Origin of the sequence: Duganella sp. BJB1802, from assembly GCF_013369445.1 — a bacterium.
GTDB classification, from domain to species: domain Bacteria; phylum Pseudomonadota; class Gammaproteobacteria; order Burkholderiales; family Burkholderiaceae_D; genus Rugamonas; species Rugamonas vulcania_A.
In genome coordinates this window covers 35,782-52,413 of the sequence record NZ_JABWEF010000020.1, presented here as the reverse complement: position 1 = coordinate 52,413, position 16,632 = coordinate 35,782, and the positions used below count along the sequence as shown (strand labels likewise).

Annotated in this window: 14 protein-coding genes and 1 pseudogene; 1 reads left to right on the top strand and 14 read right to left on the bottom strand. The window is 66.9% G+C overall.

The window, feature by feature from the left end; translation table 11 throughout:
* Nucleotides 1-2 precede the first annotated feature (2 nt).
* From gspG to HUX88_RS26010, 5 genes are all read right to left on the bottom strand, one after another.
* Nucleotides 3-446, bottom strand: coding sequence for a type II secretion system major pseudopilin GspG (gene gspG, locus HUX88_RS26030; protein WP_117014642.1), 444 nt, complete (start codon nucleotides 444-446; stop codon nucleotides 3-5).
* Nucleotides 447-563: 117 nt separating this feature from the next.
* Complete coding sequence (gene epsA / locus HUX88_RS26025) at nucleotides 564-1,355, bottom strand: XrtB/PEP-CTERM-associated transcriptional regulator EpsA (protein ID WP_176363643.1); 792 nt, start codon at nucleotides 1,353-1,355, stop codon at nucleotides 564-566.
* 2 nt (nucleotides 1,356-1,357) lie between these two features.
* The gene (locus tag HUX88_RS26020) at nucleotides 1,358-2,098 is read right to left on the bottom strand and encodes a winged helix-turn-helix domain-containing protein (RefSeq protein ID WP_176363642.1); all 741 of its coding nucleotides are present in this window, start codon (nucleotides 2,096-2,098) and stop codon (nucleotides 1,358-1,360) included.
* 185 nt (nucleotides 2,099-2,283) lie between these two features.
* Nucleotides 2,284-2,913: an NF038129 family PEP-CTERM protein gene (locus tag HUX88_RS26015; RefSeq protein WP_176363641.1), complete on the bottom strand. Its 630-nt coding sequence runs from the start codon at nucleotides 2,911-2,913 to the stop codon at nucleotides 2,284-2,286.
* 10 nt (nucleotides 2,914-2,923) lie between these two features.
* Entirely contained in the window at nucleotides 2,924-5,950 is a 3,027-nt protein-coding gene (locus tag HUX88_RS26010; protein ID WP_176363640.1) for an ExeM/NucH family extracellular endonuclease, read from the bottom strand.
* 318 nt (nucleotides 5,951-6,268) lie between these two features.
* Between HUX88_RS26010 and HUX88_RS26005 the strand changes: the two genes are divergently transcribed.
* A complete protein-coding gene (locus HUX88_RS26005) occupies nucleotides 6,269-6,877 on the top strand; it encodes a PEP-CTERM sorting domain-containing protein (RefSeq protein ID WP_117014647.1) in 609 nt (202 codons plus the stop codon).
* Here HUX88_RS26005 and HUX88_RS26000 read toward each other — a convergent pair.
* From HUX88_RS26000 to HUX88_RS25960, 9 genes and pseudogenes are all read right to left on the bottom strand, one after another.
* Complete coding sequence (locus tag HUX88_RS26000) at nucleotides 6,837-7,883, bottom strand: acyltransferase (protein WP_117014648.1); 1,047 nt, start codon at nucleotides 7,881-7,883, stop codon at nucleotides 6,837-6,839. The genes HUX88_RS26005 and HUX88_RS26000 overlap by 41 nt on opposite strands.
* Nucleotides 7,884-7,987: 104 nt before the next feature.
* The gene (locus HUX88_RS25995) at nucleotides 7,988-9,007 is read right to left on the bottom strand and encodes a TIGR03790 family protein (protein ID WP_229213363.1); all 1,020 of its coding nucleotides are present in this window, start codon (nucleotides 9,005-9,007) and stop codon (nucleotides 7,988-7,990) included.
* Between the two features lie 72 nt (nucleotides 9,008-9,079).
* Nucleotides 9,080-9,619, bottom strand: coding sequence for an FxDxF family PEP-CTERM protein (locus HUX88_RS25990; protein WP_117014649.1), 540 nt, complete (start codon nucleotides 9,617-9,619; stop codon nucleotides 9,080-9,082).
* Nucleotides 9,620-9,870: 251 nt separating this feature from the next.
* Nucleotides 9,871-11,285 (bottom strand): annotated as a pseudogene (locus HUX88_RS25985) (mannose-1-phosphate guanylyltransferase/mannose-6-phosphate isomerase).
* Entirely contained in the window at nucleotides 11,282-12,442 is a 1,161-nt protein-coding gene (locus HUX88_RS25980) for a sugar phosphate nucleotidyltransferase (RefSeq protein ID WP_117014652.1), read from the bottom strand. The pseudogene HUX88_RS25985 and the gene HUX88_RS25980 overlap by 4 nt, the downstream one beginning before the upstream one ends.
* Before the next feature lie 9 nt (nucleotides 12,443-12,451).
* Entirely contained in the window at nucleotides 12,452-13,462 is a 1,011-nt protein-coding gene (galE, locus tag HUX88_RS25975) for a UDP-glucose 4-epimerase GalE (RefSeq protein WP_117014653.1), read from the bottom strand.
* A gap of 14 nt (nucleotides 13,463-13,476) precedes the next feature.
* Nucleotides 13,477-14,592, bottom strand: a complete 1,116-nt coding sequence (gene wecB / locus HUX88_RS25970; protein WP_176363638.1) for a non-hydrolyzing UDP-N-acetylglucosamine 2-epimerase — start codon at nucleotides 14,590-14,592, stop codon at nucleotides 13,477-13,479.
* The gene (locus HUX88_RS25965) at nucleotides 14,592-15,473 is read right to left on the bottom strand and encodes a hypothetical protein (RefSeq protein ID WP_117014655.1); all 882 of its coding nucleotides are present in this window, start codon (nucleotides 15,471-15,473) and stop codon (nucleotides 14,592-14,594) included. The genes wecB and HUX88_RS25965 overlap by 1 nt, the downstream gene beginning before the upstream one ends.
* A 38-nt stretch (nucleotides 15,474-15,511) precedes the next feature.
* Entirely contained in the window at nucleotides 15,512-16,606 is a 1,095-nt protein-coding gene (locus HUX88_RS25960) for a Gfo/Idh/MocA family protein (RefSeq protein ID WP_176363637.1), read from the bottom strand.
* Nucleotides 16,607-16,632: the final 26 nt, after the last annotated feature.

Genomic DNA, 16,632 nt, shown 5'->3' with positions numbered 1-16,632 from the left:
GCTTATTGTGAGGTGATGTCGGCGTCTTCGCCGGTACCGCCGGGCTGGCCGTCGCGGCCCAGCGAAGTGATTTCAAACTCGGCCTTGGTGCCGGGGGCCTTGTACTGGTAGGGATGGCCCCATGGGTCCGGCGGCACGCCCTTCTTCAGGTAGGGGCCGTTCCACTTGGCGCCGGCCGTGGCGGGCGCGACCAGCAAGGCGGCCAGGCCTTCGTCGGTGGTCGGGTAGCGGCCGACGTCGAGGCGGTAGGTGTCGAGCGATTTTTCAAACGCCTCGATCTGCGCCTTGGCGATGGTCACTTCCGACTTGCCCAACTGGGCAAAGTACTTGGGACCGACATACGCCGCCAGCAAACCGATGATCACGATAACGACCAGCAATTCCAGCAGGGTAAAGCCGCCAGCCTTGTGCGCTGCGGTCTGACGGTGATACTTTGCGACTTCCATCCGAACGACTCCTTAATTCGCTAAGCCCTGAGGCTAGAAGTCAAAGGCTACCATGCGGTTTGCATACTCGACAATCTTTTCTTGCGAGTGTGCGCGGGGTGTGCAAACCGTGGGCGTTCAGGCGGCCCTGGCCAGCGGCGGGATGGGTTGCTCGAACAGGTGCAGCGCCATGCCGCGCGCGATCGCGTGGGCGCGGTTGGACACGCCCAGCAGGCGGTACAGGCGTTGCAGATGGTTCTTCACCGTCAGGCCGCTGATGCCGAGAATGAGGCCGATTTCCTCGTTGCTCTTGCCCTCGCGCACCCAGTGCAGGATCTCCATCTCGCGCGCGCTGACCGGCCGTGCCAGCGCGCCGGCGCGGGCCTGGCGCTGTTGCTGGCCCACCCGTTGCAGCGCCAGGTGCAGGTGCGGCAGCAGCAGTTCGAAGAAATAGGCGTGGCGCGGGCGCGGACGGTGCGGCAGGCCGAACAACGCAAAGAAGGTCGAGCCGCCCGGCAGGCGCTCGGTGCCGTGCACCAGCAGGTTGTCCAGGCCCAGCGCGCGCAGCTCATCCATGAACGGCGCCAGCGGCAGTCTGGCTTCGCCGGCGCCGCTGGCGTCCAGCATGGCCGGCAGGCGCAGGCCGTCGCGGCAGTGGCGCGCCAGCCGCAGCGCCAGGCCGTCGGACTTGTCGCCCAGGCGGGCCAGCAGGCCGGCGTCCAGCACCGTGCTGTGCATGCATTCGACATGCTGCACCTCGTCCTGCGCGCCGAATTGCAGGCAGACCATGATCTGGTGCGGCAGCAGCGCCTGGAACTGGCCCTGCGTCCACAGGCACAGCTGGCGCGATTGACGCACCGGCAGCACCGCCTCGATCGCGTGCAGCAGGTATTCCTGCTCCACCTTGCTCAGGATGACCAGCGCCTCCATCGTCAGGCCCGCGCAGTTTCGCGCAGCGCGCCGGCGCCCTGCTCCCAGGCCACGAAGCGGTAGCCGCTGCCGCGCACGGTTTCGATGTGCTCCTGGTGGCCGCTGGGCTGCAGCGCGCTGCGCAGGCGGCCGACGTGGGCGTCCACGGTGCGCTCGTCCAGGTAGACGGCGTTGCCCCAGACCTGGTCCAGCAACTGGGCGCGGGTGTGGACCCGCTCCGGATGGTTCATCAGGAAGTTCAGCAGCTTGAACTCGACCCGGCCCATGGCCAGCTCGCGGGCGCCGGCCGTCACGCGCAGCGTGTGCGGATCGAGCCGCAGGCCGGCCATCTGCACGGTGTCGGCCGCCTGCTCGCGCGGCGCCGGGGTGCGCAGGCGGCGCAGCAAGGCGTGCACGCGGGCCACCATCTCGCGCGGGCTGAAGGGCTTGGTCATGTAGTCGTCGGCGCCGCTTTCCAGCGCCATGATCTTGTCGGGCTCGCCGCAGCGGGCCGTCACCATGATGATGGGCAGGTCGCGCGTGCGCGGCTGCGCGCGCAGGCGGCGTATCAGCGACAGGCCAGACTGCCCGGGCAGGTTCCAGTCGGTCATGATCATGGCCGGCAGGCCGTCTTCCAGCATCAGCAGCGCGCTTTCGGCGTCGCGCGCGCGGGCGACGACGTGGCCCGCCATGCTCAGGTTCAGGGCGATGAGTTCCTGGATCGCAGGCTCGTTTTCAATGACAAGGATATGGGCGGGTGGCATAGCAAATCCGTGCAAAGGAAACACTATGCAACAAGCAATCTGGCAATACTAATATGATTTCCATCGCGGATTCAGAGCTTGGCGATATATATCCAGTGACCGCCTGTCTCGCTTGCGATTTAGAAGTGGCCGTCTAAATGCAAAAAAACGACACCGCGGTGTCGTTTTTTTTGCAGCCGCTAAATTCAGGCCGACAGCTTGCGGCGACGGGCGACGCCCACCAGCGCCAGGCCGGCGCCCAGCATGGCCCAGGTCGACGGTTCCGGCACCGCGCTGACGCCGGCGATCGTGCGGTCGGTGATGTCCGACGACAGCACGCCGGCGCCGGCGGTCGGCTGCCAGGTGATCGACATCAGCGTGCCGTCCTGCGGGTTGAAGTTGCCCAGCGCGGTGGCGCCGTCGGCGCCATACAGCGACACGGCGAACTTGCTCTGCAGTGCGGCCGGCGACGCATCGGACAGGCCGCCGAAGGTGACGTCGAAGCTGACCTTGCCGCCGAACGTGATGCCCTGGAACAGATCGTTGTAGTCGCTGGTGTTGCCGAACACGAAGCCGGCGGCGTGCTGCTGCACGTCGCCTTTCAGGGCGACGCCGGACAGGTCGCCAAAGCCGGACAGGTGGCTGATGGTGGCGCTGGCGAAGCTGGCCGGCACCTGCGACGGATTGAACTGCAGGTCCAGGAAGCCGGCGTCGGCCAGCGACGCGGTGTTCAGTTCGACATGCAGGGTCTGGGCCGAGACCAGGCCGGCGCAGGCGCTCAGCGCCAGCGCCAGCGCGGCATGGCGCAGGGTGAGGGAGAAGTTTGGTTTGAACATGATCGTATCCTTAGAAATTGCCGCTGTAGACTTTGGTGGTGTAGCTGATGTTGGCCGTGCCGGTCTTGCTGAAGCTCAGCGCGAACGAGACGGTGGCGCCCGGCGCCAGCGTGGCGGCGTTGACCGTGATGTACGGCGCGCCGGCGTGGCTGCCGCTGGCGTTGCTCAGCGTGACGCCGGCCGGCAGGCCGTCGAACTCGACCTGGAACGGACCGCTCAGCGCGGCCGCGCCGGTGTTGGTGACCGAGTACGTCGAGCTGTACTTGCCGGCGGCGCGGTTGAACACCAGGCCGGTGGCGGACGTCTTGACGCCGGCGCTGATGTCGCTGTACGGCGCGGCCAGGTTCAGGCTGATCACGACCGGGTCGTGGTCGGAGGCGCGGTACGGCGCGGCGGTGTACTTGTCTTCCGGCTTGCCGTCGGTGTTGTAGTCGACCACGGTCGGCTCGTCGGCGTTGTTGTGCCATTCGGCGGCGTCCACCACGGACGGCGTCAGCGCGGCGCTGGCCAGCGCGTGGTCCAGGTAGCCCGCCTCGCTGTTGAAGACGAAGGAGTACGGCATGCCGCCGCCACCGCGCACGAAGCGCTCCAGCTGGTTGACGTAGCCGGTGTCGGTGATGACCTTGATCGGGTCTTCCATGCCGTAGGAGTTGAAGTCGCCGATCATCAGCACCTTGGCGTCGCCGGCGGCGGCGGCCACTTGCGGCGCGAAGGTGGTGACCAGGCGGGTGGCCTGGTTGACGCGGGTGGCGTTCCAGCAGCTCTGGCCGTCGCCCTTGTCGGCGTCGCCGCCGGAGCCGGTCGGGCAGCTGCCCTTCGATTTCAGGTGGTTGACGATCAGCGAGAACTTGGCGCCGTTGGCGGCGACAAAGGTCTGCGCCATCGGCGGACGGTTGTTGATGCTGTCGGCGTCGGACATGGCGCCGCCCACCATCGTCAGCGCGGCCGGCTTGTAGATCATGGCGACACGGATGGCGTCGGTGCCGGTGGAGGCCGGCTTGGGCACGACCGCGTAGGTCTGGAAGCCGGTGCCCGGCGCGATCGCCTCGTTGAGCGCCTTGACCAGGTAGCCGACCGTGTACTCGCCGCTGTTCTGGATTTCCATCAGGCCGAAGACGTCGGCGTCGATGGACTTGAGCTCGCCGACGATCTTGGCGGTCTGACGGTTGAACTCGTTGAGGTTGTCGGCGCCGCGGCAGTTGGACTTGCTGACGCTCGATCCCAGCGCGCAGCCCTGCCCCGTGTGGCCTTCGACGTCGGTGCCGTTGGTGAAGGTGGTGAAGTAGTTCAGCACGTTGGCGCTGGCGACCTTGATGTTGCCGGCGACCAGGGCCGGCGGCGCGGTGCGCGGATTATCCTGCGAGAACACCGGGGCCACGGTCGGCTGCAGCTTGAAGCCGGCGCCGCCGCCGCCCTTGGCGCCGAAGTCCACCACGCCGGTCAGGCCGGAGACGGTGTCGCCGGCGCGCAGCGAGCCGTCCGCGCCCAGGTAGGGAATGGTGGTCGGGGTGGTGAAGATGCCGTCGTCCAGCACGATCTGGTTGCCGGCGTTGGCCAGCGCCAGCGCCTTGGCTTCGTTGGAGCCGGCGCGGTAGTGGTTGGTCGGCGCCTCCAGGCGGCCGGACGACAAGGTCACCTCGCCGCGGTCGCCCAGGAACTCCAGCTGCGACACGGTCAGCGCGTTGGTGAAGCGCACCAGCATGCCTTCGACCTGGCCCAGGTTGGCGTACGGCAGCTGGATGTTGGTCGGAGTGACGGCGATGCCGCTGCCGGTCTTGACGATGGCGCTGATGTTCTGCAACTCGGTGTAGGCGTGGCCGCCGGCCACCGGCGCGTAGTCGGTGACGGTGCCGGTGATGCGGACCTGGTCGCCGACCTGCACGGTGCCGCTGTTGGCGGCCGTGGTGTAGACGAAGATGCCGTCCGAGGTCAGCGGATCGCCGTCGCCCACCGGGTCCTGCAGGAAGAAGCCGGAGCCGACCTTGGCCGTGACCACGCCCTCGGTGGTCTGCACGGTGCCGGCGTACGGGCTGGTCTCGCCCGGGCCCTGGATCTGCGGAATGCTGTGGGTGACGCCGGTCGGCGAGGCCACGCTGACGTTGATGGTGCAGCTGGCCTGCTGCGACTGGTCGTTGTCGAAGCGCACCACGACCGGATAGCTGCCCTGCGCCACGCCGGCGCCCACGCTCAGGCTGACGGTGGCGTTGGCGCCGGCGGCCGATGCGGCCTGGAAGTTCACCAGGCCGATGCCGGGCACGGCGGTCGAGGTGATGACGGCGTTGTTGACGATGCCGTCGGCGTCGGTCGCGCTCAGGTCGGCGCTGCCGGCGAAGCCGCCCGCCATGGCCAGGCTGGCCGGGCAGCTGGCGACGATGGGCGGCGCCGGCGGCACGCCGCACGAATGCAGCGCGCTGGCGGTGTTGCGCGGATTGGGCGCGCCGGTGGCGAAGTCGCTGCCGTTGTTGTCGGTGTCGGTGCAGCCGCCGTTGGCGCGCAGCGCGGCGGTGGTGTTGCTCAGGCCGGGGCCGTTGGTGCCTTCGAAGTAGCCGGCGTTATAGCCCAGCAGGTCCACCAGCGTGCCGCCGGCCGGGGCGGCGCCGGACAAGGCGTTGCCGTCGCTGACCAGCGCGACCTTGCCGGTGGTGCCGCTCATCGGGATGGTGCCGGTGCTGTCCGGCGTGAGCAGCGCGCCGGCGCCGGTGCCGGCCGCCTCCTGCACCAGGTAGTACTGGCCGGGCTGCAGCACCGGGCTGCCGCTGATCTTGGTGACCTGCCACGAGGAACCGGACGCGCTGGCGTACTGCACGCTCCAGCCGGCCAGGCTGACCGGCTGCGTGCCACGGTTGAACAGTTCGATGAAATCGTTCTTGATGGTGGCGCCGCTGTTGCCGCCGCCGCCGTACACCTGGCTGATCACGACCGGCGAATCGGCGTGGGCCGACGCCGACAGGCCGGCCATCAGGGCGGCGGCGATGATGGTGCGCCGGCCCGGCGTGGAGGCAGCCTGGGCGTTCGGCGAGTGGAAGGTTGTTTTCATGTGTGGGTCCTGGGTAGAAAAAAGGTCGGCGCGCCGGTCTTGACAAAATGATTTCAGAAATTGCATTTTGCATATTAAGCCGGCGGATTGACGCCTTGATGACATCCCTTTAGTCCGTTCGGACTAAGGTTTCCCTCGCATCTGGTCCGGCACCGTGCTACCATTACTTAAACGCAATTAAAATTTCAATTTAGAAATACCCCTGCGATCCATCTTCGTTTCCCGCGCCCCAGCCCCGCGCATGGCCAGTTTAAGAATACGGGCCGCCCGCCCGCCTGCCGCGACAGCGCCGTGCCGCTGCCGCATGGAGTGTGCATCATGAAGACTTTACGCGACTTCGCTATCGTATGCGCCCTGCTGGCGCCGTTGACGGCGCCGGCCGCCGGCCTGCCGGCGGGGTCGTCGCAGTACGGCAGCTGCCCGCTTGCTCAGCCGCCCCAAGCCGGGGCGCCCGCCAAACCGCCCGCTGGAAAGAAACCCGCCAAGCCGCCCAGGAAAATCAATATCGATGTGGTATATGACCCCTGCCGCATGGTTGACGCCGGGCGCGCTGCCGACGAAGCGCTCAACGACGGCCTGTCGCCGACGCAGCGGCTGGCGCTCTATGAGGAGGTCATGGAATGGAATCGCCATCAGAGCGGTGTCGACCAGTCTGAAGCGTGGCGGCGCCTGCCGTCGCGGCCCGGAGCGGCCGACGACGCCGACTACGGCTTGCCGCGCACCGACTGGCCGCCCGGCTGGGTGGCGGCGACTGCGGCCGGCCGCGCGGAGCAGCGCCTGGCGCTGGCAGCGGACTCGGCCCCGCCCCCGGTGCCGGAACCGTACAGCTATACGATGTGGCTGGCGGGCCTGGCGCTGCTGGCGCTGGCTCGCAGACGGGCGCGTATTACGGCTTCACGCCATGGGCAAGTCGCACCTTGTTGCTGAAAGTACGTTTTCGCAAGAAATCAAGCAACGGCTTTTCCACCACAGCGTAGGCGAGGCAACCCAAAGCCACCGTCCCGGCCAGGACGATGCCATAGCTTGCCGCCGCGCCTGCCTTTCCGTATATGCCGGTGCGCAGCACCACCTTCAACAACAATCCTTCCAGCGCCTCGTGGATCAGATAGATCGAATACGAGGCGTTGCCGATATAGTTCAGCACATTGGGTACCCGTATCCAGCCAGCCAGCTCCAGCTTGGTCACGCCCGCCAGAATAAACGCAAACGCCAGCCCCAGCACCAGCGATCCTGAACGATACGGCAAATCTCCCATGGCCAGGCCCAGGCCGGCAAGCACCAGGCCGGCGAGAAGTTCTCGCGCGCCGCTTCCGCCTTTGGTGTAGAGCCAATACGCCCCCATGCCAAAGATAAAGTAGAAATTGTATGCTCCCGTGTAGACGTTCAGCGGCGTCCTGGCCTCGGGGGCGGGGAAATTGTAATGCGCCAGGCACCCCGCCATGAACAGCGCGAACGCCGCGATGCCAAACTGCCGCTTGACGATCAACAACGAGAAAATCGCGTAAAACGCGATTTCATGAAATAAGGTCCAGGATGGCGGCAGGATGGGCGGCGCGTTGGTGAAACGCACCAATGTCAGATCGGTCACCCAGTCGGCCAGCGTCGTCGGCAATTTCGCATCCGTGCCGAATCCCAGCAGCAGCAAAACAATAAATGGAACCGAGTACACCCAGTAAATAGGGAACAGGCGGATGAAACGTTTTCGAATATAGCCGGCCCACTTCTCCGGACGGCCAATATCATCCACGTGCGCGAATAAAATGATGAAACCGGAAAGAACGAAGAAGAAATCCACGCCATGATCACCAAAGCGCGTGTATTCGCCAAAGACGGCTTTGCCGCCGTAGCGCTCGATCCCCATGCTGATCGATAGATGGAAGGCCGCGACCGCGATCGCTGCGAGTGCCCGCCCTGCCTGAAGTGCCTTGAGCATTGCTATCCTAATGTGAAATGAACGACGCAGACCATTTGAGTTGCTATTATATCATCACTTTTCACATACATGTCGCGCTGCGTGGCCGATTCTTCATGGCGGGATCAATGGCGATACGGCGCCGCCAGCGGCTCCCCGACAAATACGCCCTGGGCGGGCCAGGCCACGCTTTTCCAGTAAGCCTCGATCGCGCTGTTGCCGCGCAGGTAATGCGCCAGCAGCGCCGTCGAATTGGGGAATTTTTGCCAGTGGTTGCACGGTTCGCTGACAGTGCCATAGCTGGCCGTGGCGCCGGCGTCCAGCCAGCGCAGACTGCTCATCTGCCCGCCCTCGGCCAGCAAGTCGCCGCCGAACGAGGTCAGGTGGTCGGCCAGCGCGCCCGGCACGAATTTCAGCGTGTTCAGCTTGGGGACGTGGGCCAGCCCGGTCTCATAGACCACGATGGCGTCGGCCTGCTCGATGCTGTCGGTCTGCAGCGTCTTGATCGTCAGCTTCTTCGACGGCACGCCCATCGAGCGCGGGAAGAAGCGTGCGCGGCTGCTGCGCGCCGCGTCGCTGGTGCGCAGGAAGTAGGCGGTGGCGGTGGGCATGGCGAAACCGGCCAGCACGCCGCGGTCGATCAAGGCCTTCGACGCTTCCACCGAGTCGGTCGGCAGCAGCATCGAGATGCGCATCTGGTAGTCGGTGTAGGGCTTGCCGCCCATGGCATTGAAATAGCCGCTGGGCTTGCTCGGGGCGCAGGGCTTGGCGCACAGGCCGCTGTCCAGGCCCAGCGTGTAGGCCGAGGTGATCGAGTTGCACTCGACCGCGTACGGCGCGGTCCAGACCATCAGCACGGCCTGGATGTCCGGGCCCAGCCTGGCGTCGATCTGCGCCTTGAGCGCCTCGAACTGCTCGGCGTCGAGCTTGCGCGGCCGGTGCGGGATGCGCACGTGCACCATGTTGGCGGCCGGGATGGCGCGCGCCTTGCGGTAGTATTCGCCGAGCTCAACGCTGTTGGGTTCGTCGTCGTTGATGACCACCGCCAACTGGGCGGCCGTGAGGCCGGCGACCGGGACGTTTTGCGCGCGGGCCGCGCCGGACAGCGCCAACAGCGCGGCCAGTAGAGGTAAGAAAAATCGCAAGGGAAGTCTATCGCGGTTGAGGGTGATAAAAAAACGGAAGCGGCGGCTTCCGTTGAGATTATAGCGTCATTGTCAGGCTTTGCGGCGGCGCGCCAGCCAGCCGACGATGCCGGCCCCGCCCAGCAGCATGCCATAGCTGGCCGGTTCCGGCACCGCGCTGATGGCCACCGAGCCGACGTAGTTGCCGGCGGCGGCGTTGCGCACCGTGCCGCTGACCAGCAGGTAGTAGCTGTCCGGCACCAGGTGGCGGGCGCTCAGCGTCCAGACCTCGGCCGCCGCGCCCGGCGCCGACTGGCGCGCGCCGTCCAGCGACAGGCCGGCCGAGTTGTACAGCTTGAAGCTGTCGAAGCCGGCCCCGCCCAAGCCCAGGCTGGCCTGGTCCAGGCTGCCGACCAGGGCGCCCAGCGCCGCGCCGCCGTCCACCGTGAAATTGTAGCGGTCGCTGAACGTGTTGCCGGCGTTGCCGGCGCCGAATTCATGCATCAGCACGGCGGCGCCGGCGCTCAGGTCCAGCGTGTGCACGCCCTGGCTGATGTCGGCGGCATGCGCCAGCGGCAGGCCTGCGGCGCCCGTCAGCATCAGGGCCGCCATCACTGTTTGTATACGCTTCATACATCACCTCCCTTAAGAAATGGCGGCCGCGCGCGCTGCCGCCGGTTGCTCGATCACTGCGGATTTATCCAGCATCGGCCCGCCGCGACGATCGCGGCGGCGCGCATATCGCGCGTGCCGGGCCGGCCAGGCGCGGGCGGGGCCGCCGGCTCCAGGAAAACGGGAGGTGGCGGACGGCGTAGGCGAGGGCCACACGCGCGAAGACGAAAATCGGCGGCCCCGCTGCTCGGCCGGGGCCGCCGTGGACTCGCTCAGGCGCGCTGGTAGACGTCTTCAAGCGGACGATGTCGTCCTCGCCCAGGTAGCTGCCGGACTGGACTTCGATGAGGTGCAGCGGCAGCTTGCCCGGATTTTCCAGGCGGTGCGTGGCGCCGATCGGGATGTAGGTCGATTCGTTCTCGGTCAGCAGCGTGACCTGGTCGCCGCAGGTCACGCGGGCGGTGCCGCTGACGACGATCCAGTGCTCGGCGCGGTGGTGGTGCATCTGCAGCGACAGCTTGCCGCCCGGGTTGACGGTGATGCGCTTGACCTGGAAGCGCTCGCCCACGTCGATGCCCTCGTAGCAGCCCCACGGGCGGTAGACCTTGGTGTGGTGCAGGTGCTCGGTGCGCTGCTTGGTCTTCAGGTGCTCGACGATGTTCTTGACGCGCTGCACCTGGTCCTTGTGGCACACCAGCACGGCGTCGTTGGTCTCCACCACGACCACGTCCTTGACGCCGACCACGGCCACGATGCGGCTCTCGGCGCGCACCAGCGAACCGCTGACGTCGTCCAGGTAGACGTCGCCGCGGGTGGCGTTGCGCTGGCCGTCCTGCGGCTGCACCTCCCACAGCGCCGACCACGAGCCGACGTCGTTCCAGCCGATGTCGGCCGGCACGACGATGGCGTGGCGGGTGTGCTCCATCACCGCGTAGTCGATCGAGTCCGACGGGCAGGCGGTGAACGAGGCCTCGTCCAGGCGGCAGAAGTCGAGGTCGCGGTAGTCCTTGCCGACCGCCGCCGCGGTGGCGCCGGCGATGGCCGGCGCGTATTGCTCCAGCTCCTTGAGGTAGCTGTCGGCGCGGAACAGGAACATGCCGCTGTTCCAGTAGTAGTTGCCGGCGGCGACGAAGCCCTCGGCGGTGGCGCGGTCCGGCTTCTCGACGAAGCGCTCGACGCCGTAGCAGTGGGCGGCGGCGGCCGGCGCGCCGCTGCGGATGTAGCCGTAGCCGGTCTCCGGGCCGGTCGGCACGATGCCGAAGGTGGCCAGCGCGCCGCCGTCCACCATGGCGCAAGCGTGGCCGATGGCGGCGTAGAAGGCCTCGACGTTGTCGATCACGTGGTCGGCCGGCAGCACCAGCATGACGGCGTCGGCGTCGATGGCGCGCAGGTAGTGGGCGGCGGCGGCCACGGCCGGCGCGGTGTTGCGCCCGACCGGCTCCAGCAGGATGCCGAGCGGGGCGATGCCGATCTCGCGCATCTGCTCGGCGACCAGGAAGCGGTGCTCGTTGCCGCACACCACCAGCGGCGCCATCATGTGCGCCTTGCCGTGCAGGCGCAGCGCGGTGTCCTGCAGCATGGTGCGCTCCGAGACCAGCGGCAGCAGCTGCTTGGGCATCACGGCGCGCGACAAGGGCCATAAACGCGTGCCGGAACCGCCCGACAGGATCACTGGGTAAATTTTCATGCTCTGAGTCTCTTATCTGTTAAATCACTGCTGTGTTCGGTTCGCCGCTTGCTGCGGCGGTCGCGGGCGTTGGCCCACGAGTCGGGATCGGTCTCGGACACGTGCTTCATCTCGCCGGCGCGGTCGACACTATAGTCCTTAAACACGATCATCTCATTTAAAGAAACATTCGGTAACACCCGGGTGTACTCGAACAGCACGCTGCGCACGACCCGGGCGCCGGCGCAGATGTGGCTGCCATGCCCGATCCAGGTCGGGCCGACGATGTGCACGCCGGCCTCGACGCGGGCGCCGGAGCCGATGTAGACCGGGCCCTCGATGGTGGTGCCCTGCCAGTCGATGCTGGTGTTCAGGCCGACCCACAGGCCGTCGTTGATCTGGATGCCGGGCATGTGCAGGTTGGCCACTTCGCCCATCAGCACGCTCTGGCAGGTTTCCCAGTAGTCGGTCACGCTGCCGATGTCGATCCAGTTGTAGTTGCGGGTCTGGGCGTAGAACGGCATGCCCTTCTCGGCCAGCAGCGGGAACAGCTGGGAGCCGATGTCGAAGGTCTGGCCCGACGGGATCAGGTCGATCACCTCGGGCTCGAACAGGTAGATGCCGGTGCTGACGAAGTTGGACTTGGCCTCGTGCTGGCCGGGCTTTTCCTGGAACTCGGTGATGCGGCCGTTGTCGTCGGCGACCACCACGCCGTAGCTGGAGACCTTGTCCCACGGCACCTCCTTGGTGATGACCGAGGCCAGCGCGCCCTTGCGGCGGTGCTCGAACAGCGCCGACTTGATGTCGAGGTCGATCAGCGCGTCGCCGCACAGCACGATGGTGGTGTCGTCGAAGAAGCCGCCGAACTCCTGGATCTTCTTCATGCCGCCGGCCGAGCCCAGCGGCTGCGGCACGACCTCGCCGTCGTCGGTGGTGTAGCCCTCGAAGGAGTAGCCGATCTGCACGTCGTACTGGTGGCCCTCGCCGAAGTACTCCTCGATCTTTTCATGCAGATAGCTGACGTTGACCATGATCTCGGTCACGCCGTACTTGTGCAGGTGCTCGATCAGGTAGGCCATCACGGGCTTGCCCAGGATGGGGATCATGGGCTTGGGCAAATCGTACGTCAACGGGCGCACGCGGGTGCCCTTGCCTGCCGCAAGTATCATCGCTTTCATGCTGGTCTCCTATTCAGTGGGCGTGGTCTGCCAGCGCCAGGAGTCGGTGCACATTTGTTCGACGTTGCGCCGGGCCTTCCAGCCCAGCTCGCGTTCTGCCAGGCTGGCGTCGGCGTAGCAGGCGGCGATGTCGCCGGCGCGGCGCGCCACCACCTGGTAGGGCACGGGACGGCCGCTGGCCGCCTCGAATGCGCGCACCATCTCCAGCACGCTGTTGCCTCGGCCGGTGCCCAGATTGTAGGTGAAAACGCCGGCGCCGGTCGCCAGCTTGGACAAGGTGGCCAGGTGGCCCAGCGCCAGGTCGACCACGTGGATGTAGTCGCGCAGGCCGGTGCCGTCCGGGGTCGGGTAGTCGCCGCCGTACACCGACAGCTGCGCGCGGCGGCCGTCCGCCACCTGGGCGATGTAGGGCACCAGGTTGTTGGGGATGCCGTTCGGCTCCTCACCGATCAGGCCGCTTTCGTGCGCGCCCACCGGGTTGAAGTAGCGCAGCAGCGCGATGCGCCAGCCCGGATCGGCCTTGTGCAGGTCGCGCAGCATCTCCTCGATCATCAGCTTGCTGCGGCCGTAGGGATTGGTGGCCGACAGCGGGAAGTGCTCGAGGATGGGCACCGAGGCCGGGTCGCCGTACACCGTGGCCGAGGAGCTGAACACCAGCGTCTTGACGCCGGCGCGGGCCATGCCCTCGAACAGCACCAGGCTGCCGGTGACGTTGTTGTCGTAGTAGCGCAGCGGCTGCTCGACCGATTCGCCCACCGCCTTCAGGCCGGCGAAATGGATCACCGCGTCGATCCGGTGGGCGGCGAACAGCGCGTCCACCGCGGCGCGGTCGCGCACGTCGCCCTCGACCAGCGTGAAGCGGCGGCCGGCGATGCGCTCCACCCGCGCCTGCACCGAGGCCCGGGCGTTGCACAGATTGTCCAGCACCACCACCTCGTGGCCGGCGGCCAGCAGCTCCACCACCGTGTGCGAGCCGATATAGCCCATGCCGCCCGTCACCAATATCTTCCTTGCCGCCATTGCTCGCTCCTCGATCACGTTGTGGCGCCAGCGGCCGCCAGTTGCCGGTCCAGCACCGCGACGATGCGCTGCGCCGCCTGGCCGTCCCACAGGTGGGGACGGCGGCCCTGCTTGCCCTGGCCGGCCAGCACCTTGCGCGCCTCGGCCACGATGGTGGCCGGGTCGGTGCCGGCCAGCACGTTGCTGCCCTCGTCCACCGTCACCGGCCGCTCGGTGTTGTCGCGGATGGTGATGCACGGCACGCCCAGCGCCGTGGTCTCCTCCTGCAGGCCGCCGCTGTCGGTCAGCACCATGACCGCGTCCTTCCACAGGTTCAGGAAGGCCATGTAGCCCTGCGGGCCGACCAGCGTGACGTTCGGCCCGAGCGCGATGCCGAAGCGCTCCAGGTTGGCGCGGGTGCGCGGATGCACCGGGAAGATCAGCGGCAGCTCGGCGGCGATCTCGGTCAGCGCGGCGCCGATGCGGCCCATCATGGCGGCGTCGTCGACGTTGCTGGGGCGGTGCAGCGTGACCACGCCGTAGCGCGGGTGCGCGGCCTTGTAGGCGCTGCCCTCGTAGCGGCTGCGGTCGCCGGCGGCGAGCTGCTCGGCCTGGTACAGCACGTTGTCGACCATCACGTGGCCGACGTAGTGGATGGCCGCCTCCGGCTTGCCTTCGCGCCGCAGGTGGCCGACCGCGCTCGGCTCGGTGACGAAGAACCAGTCCGAGATGCTGTCGGTGACCAGCCGGTTGATTTCCTCGGGCATGGTCATGTCGCCGCTGCGCAGGCCGGCCTCGACGTGGGCCACCGGGATGTTGAGCTTTTTGGCGACGATCGAGCACGCCAGCGTGGAATTGACGTCGCCCACCACCAGCACCGCGTCGGGCCGCTCGGCCACGCACAGCTGCTCGAAGGCCAGCATGATCTTGGCGGTCTGCTCGGCGTGGCTGCCGCCGCCGGCCGCCATGAACAGGTCCGGCGCCGGGATGCCCAGCTCCTCGAAGAACACCTCGTTCATGTCGCGGTCGTAATGCTGGCCGGTGTGGATGATCTTGTACGCCAGCCGCGCGTGGCCCCGCAGCGCCCGCACGATGGGGGCGATCTTCATGAAGTTGGGGCGCGCGCCGGCCACCAGGTAGATGGTCTTCATCACGCCGCCTCGACCTTGCCGGACGGCCAGTGGCGGTCCACCAGTTCGCGCGTGTTCCGGATGTTGCCGCGGCCGGAGGCGCCGAACACGATGGACTCGATGTTGGGCTGCCGGCACACCCATTCGATCGCCTCCTGCGGCGCGATCGCGCCGGAGGCGAACACCGACATGGCGATCGCGCGGAACTTGCGCTCGCGCAGCGCCGCCTCGTAGGCCGCGAAGCCGCCCGACATGCGGAAGCCGATCTTGTTGATGTTGGCGCAGACGATGGGGTTCTCGATGCCCAGCTCGTCGAGCACGTCGAGCAGCTTGGGCAAATTCATCGTGATGAAGCCCGGCTCGGCGTTGTAGCGCTTGCGCACGTGCTCGGCGAAGATGCGGAACGCATCCTTGAAGCCCAGCCCCAGCAGCAGGTCGACCACCACGTTCTGCAGGAAGATCACCGGGGTGTTGAGGCCGGCGAACATCTTCATCTCGGCGTCGATCAGCAGCGTGGTGATGCCTTCGATATCCTTGGTCGCCAGCGACATGCCGCCGCGCAGCGCGGCGTTGAGGAAGCCCTCGTCCGGCATGAAGCGCTTGAGCGCGCCCAGCATGCCGTCCTCGGTGACCGCGTTGGCGTACTTGTGCGCGTACGGCATGCAGGGCATGAACTTGAAGTCCTTGTAGCGCACGGGGTCGGCGCGCATGTGCTCGCACACCTCGGCGATGCGGTCGTGGGTGGTGCACATGAACGACTGCACGCCCTCGTCGTAGGCGTGGTCCAGCACCTCGATGATGGCGCCGGTGTCCTGGAAGCGCATCGCCTGGGCGCGCGCCTTTTCCTCCGACATGTGGTTGACGCCGAAGAACTGATTATCACCAAATAACAAACGATCCATATTGCTGCTCCAGTATGCTGTGTAGAAAAAAGGCCGGGTCAGCGGCTGCCGAAGAAGAAGCCCTTCTTCTTTTTGGGCGCTTCCGGCAAGGCGTCGCCGGCCAGCACGGACGGCCCCTTGGCGGCGTCGGCGATCAGCTGCGAGATCACGCGGTCGGTCGCCATCGCGGACTCGAAGGAGTTGACGTTGCTGGCGGCGGCGCCGTTTTCGATGCAGCGCACGAAATAGTCGAGCTGGGCCGAGTACTCCTCGCCGCGCAGGTAGAAGTCGACCGGCTCGGTCAGCTCGGTGGTGTAGCGCACGTTCCAGCCCTGGCGGTAGGGCGCCGGCAGGCCGTCGGCGCTGCGCAGGTAGACCTGCACCTCCTGGCGGTCGGCGACGATGCGGCCGTTCTTGCCCCAGATCGAGATCTTGGTGCTCATCTTGCGGAACGACTCGTCGCTCCAGTTGACCGACAGCTGGGCGCTCTTGCCGCCGTCGAAATACAGCGTGGAAAACACCTCGTCGTCGGTGTCGGCCGAGAAGATGTTGTTGAGGACCGAGCCGCCGACGCCGCGCGGCGCGCCGAAGTACCAGTTGAGCAGATTGAGCGGGTGGGCCGCGTAGTCGTACAGGCAGCCGCCGCCCTCGGCGCGCTGGGTGCGCCAGGTCGAGCCCTTGGGCTTGAGCACCACCGGGCCGTAGGCCTCGGCCAGCATGTGGGTGACCTCGCCGATGGCGTTCAGCTCGAGCAGGCGCTTGACCTCCTGGAAGGCGCCGACGAAGCGGTAGTGGTAGCCGACCTGGTTGACCAGGCCTTTTTCCTCCGCCAGCCGGGTCACCGCTTCGCCTTCGGCGGTGTCCAGGCAAAACGGCTTTTCGCAGAACACGTGGATGTTCTTCTCCAGCGCCGCCTTGACCATGCGCGCGTGCATCGACGACGGCGTGGCGATGATGATGGCGTCGAGCTCGACCTCGCGCAGCATGGCGTCGAAGTCGGTGTAGGTCGGCACCCCGGTATATTTTTTCAGCACATCGAGCACATAGCCGGTGGCGTCGCACACGGCGGCCACCTTGACGCGCGCGTGCGCGTTGATCATCGCGTGGTGCGACAACCCCATTTTGCCCAGACCTACTACAGCGAGACGTATCATTTCATTTTCCTCTGACAGGTGATTGG

Bases quoted from the DNA above. Each gene is read 5' to 3' on its own strand.
- gspG (WP_117014642.1), bottom strand. From the start codon at position 446: ATGGAAGTCGCAAAGTATCACCGTCAGACCGCAGCGCACAAGGCTGGC.
- epsA (WP_176363643.1), bottom strand. From the start codon at position 1,355: ATGGAGGCGCTGGTCATCCTGAGCAAGGTGGAGCAGGAATACCTGCTG.
- HUX88_RS26020 (WP_176363642.1), bottom strand. From the start codon at position 2,098: ATGCCACCCGCCCATATCCTTGTCATTGAAAACGAGCCTGCGATCCAG.
- HUX88_RS26015 (WP_176363641.1), bottom strand. From the start codon at position 2,913: ATGTTCAAACCAAACTTCTCCCTCACCCTGCGCCATGCCGCGCTGGCG.
- HUX88_RS26010 (WP_176363640.1), bottom strand. From the start codon at position 5,950: ATGAAAACAACCTTCCACTCGCCGAACGCCCAGGCTGCCTCCACGCCG.
- HUX88_RS26005 (WP_117014647.1), top strand. From the start codon at position 6,269: ATGAAGACTTTACGCGACTTCGCTATCGTATGCGCCCTGCTGGCGCCG.
- HUX88_RS26000 (WP_117014648.1), bottom strand. From the start codon at position 7,883: ATGCTCAAGGCACTTCAGGCAGGGCGGGCACTCGCAGCGATCGCGGTC.
- HUX88_RS25990 (WP_117014649.1), bottom strand. From the start codon at position 9,619: ATGAAGCGTATACAAACAGTGATGGCGGCCCTGATGCTGACGGGCGCC.
- HUX88_RS25980 (WP_117014652.1), bottom strand. From the start codon at position 12,442: ATGAAAGCGATGATACTTGCGGCAGGCAAGGGCACCCGCGTGCGCCCG.
- galE (WP_117014653.1), bottom strand. From the start codon at position 13,462: ATGGCGGCAAGGAAGATATTGGTGACGGGCGGCATGGGCTATATCGGC.
- wecB (WP_176363638.1), bottom strand. From the start codon at position 14,592: ATGAAGACCATCTACCTGGTGGCCGGCGCGCGCCCCAACTTCATGAAG.
- HUX88_RS25965 (WP_117014655.1), bottom strand. From the start codon at position 15,473: ATGGATCGTTTGTTATTTGGTGATAATCAGTTCTTCGGCGTCAACCAC.
- HUX88_RS25960 (WP_176363637.1), bottom strand. From the start codon at position 16,606: ATGATACGTCTCGCTGTAGTAGGTCTGGGCAAAATGGGGTTGTCGCAC.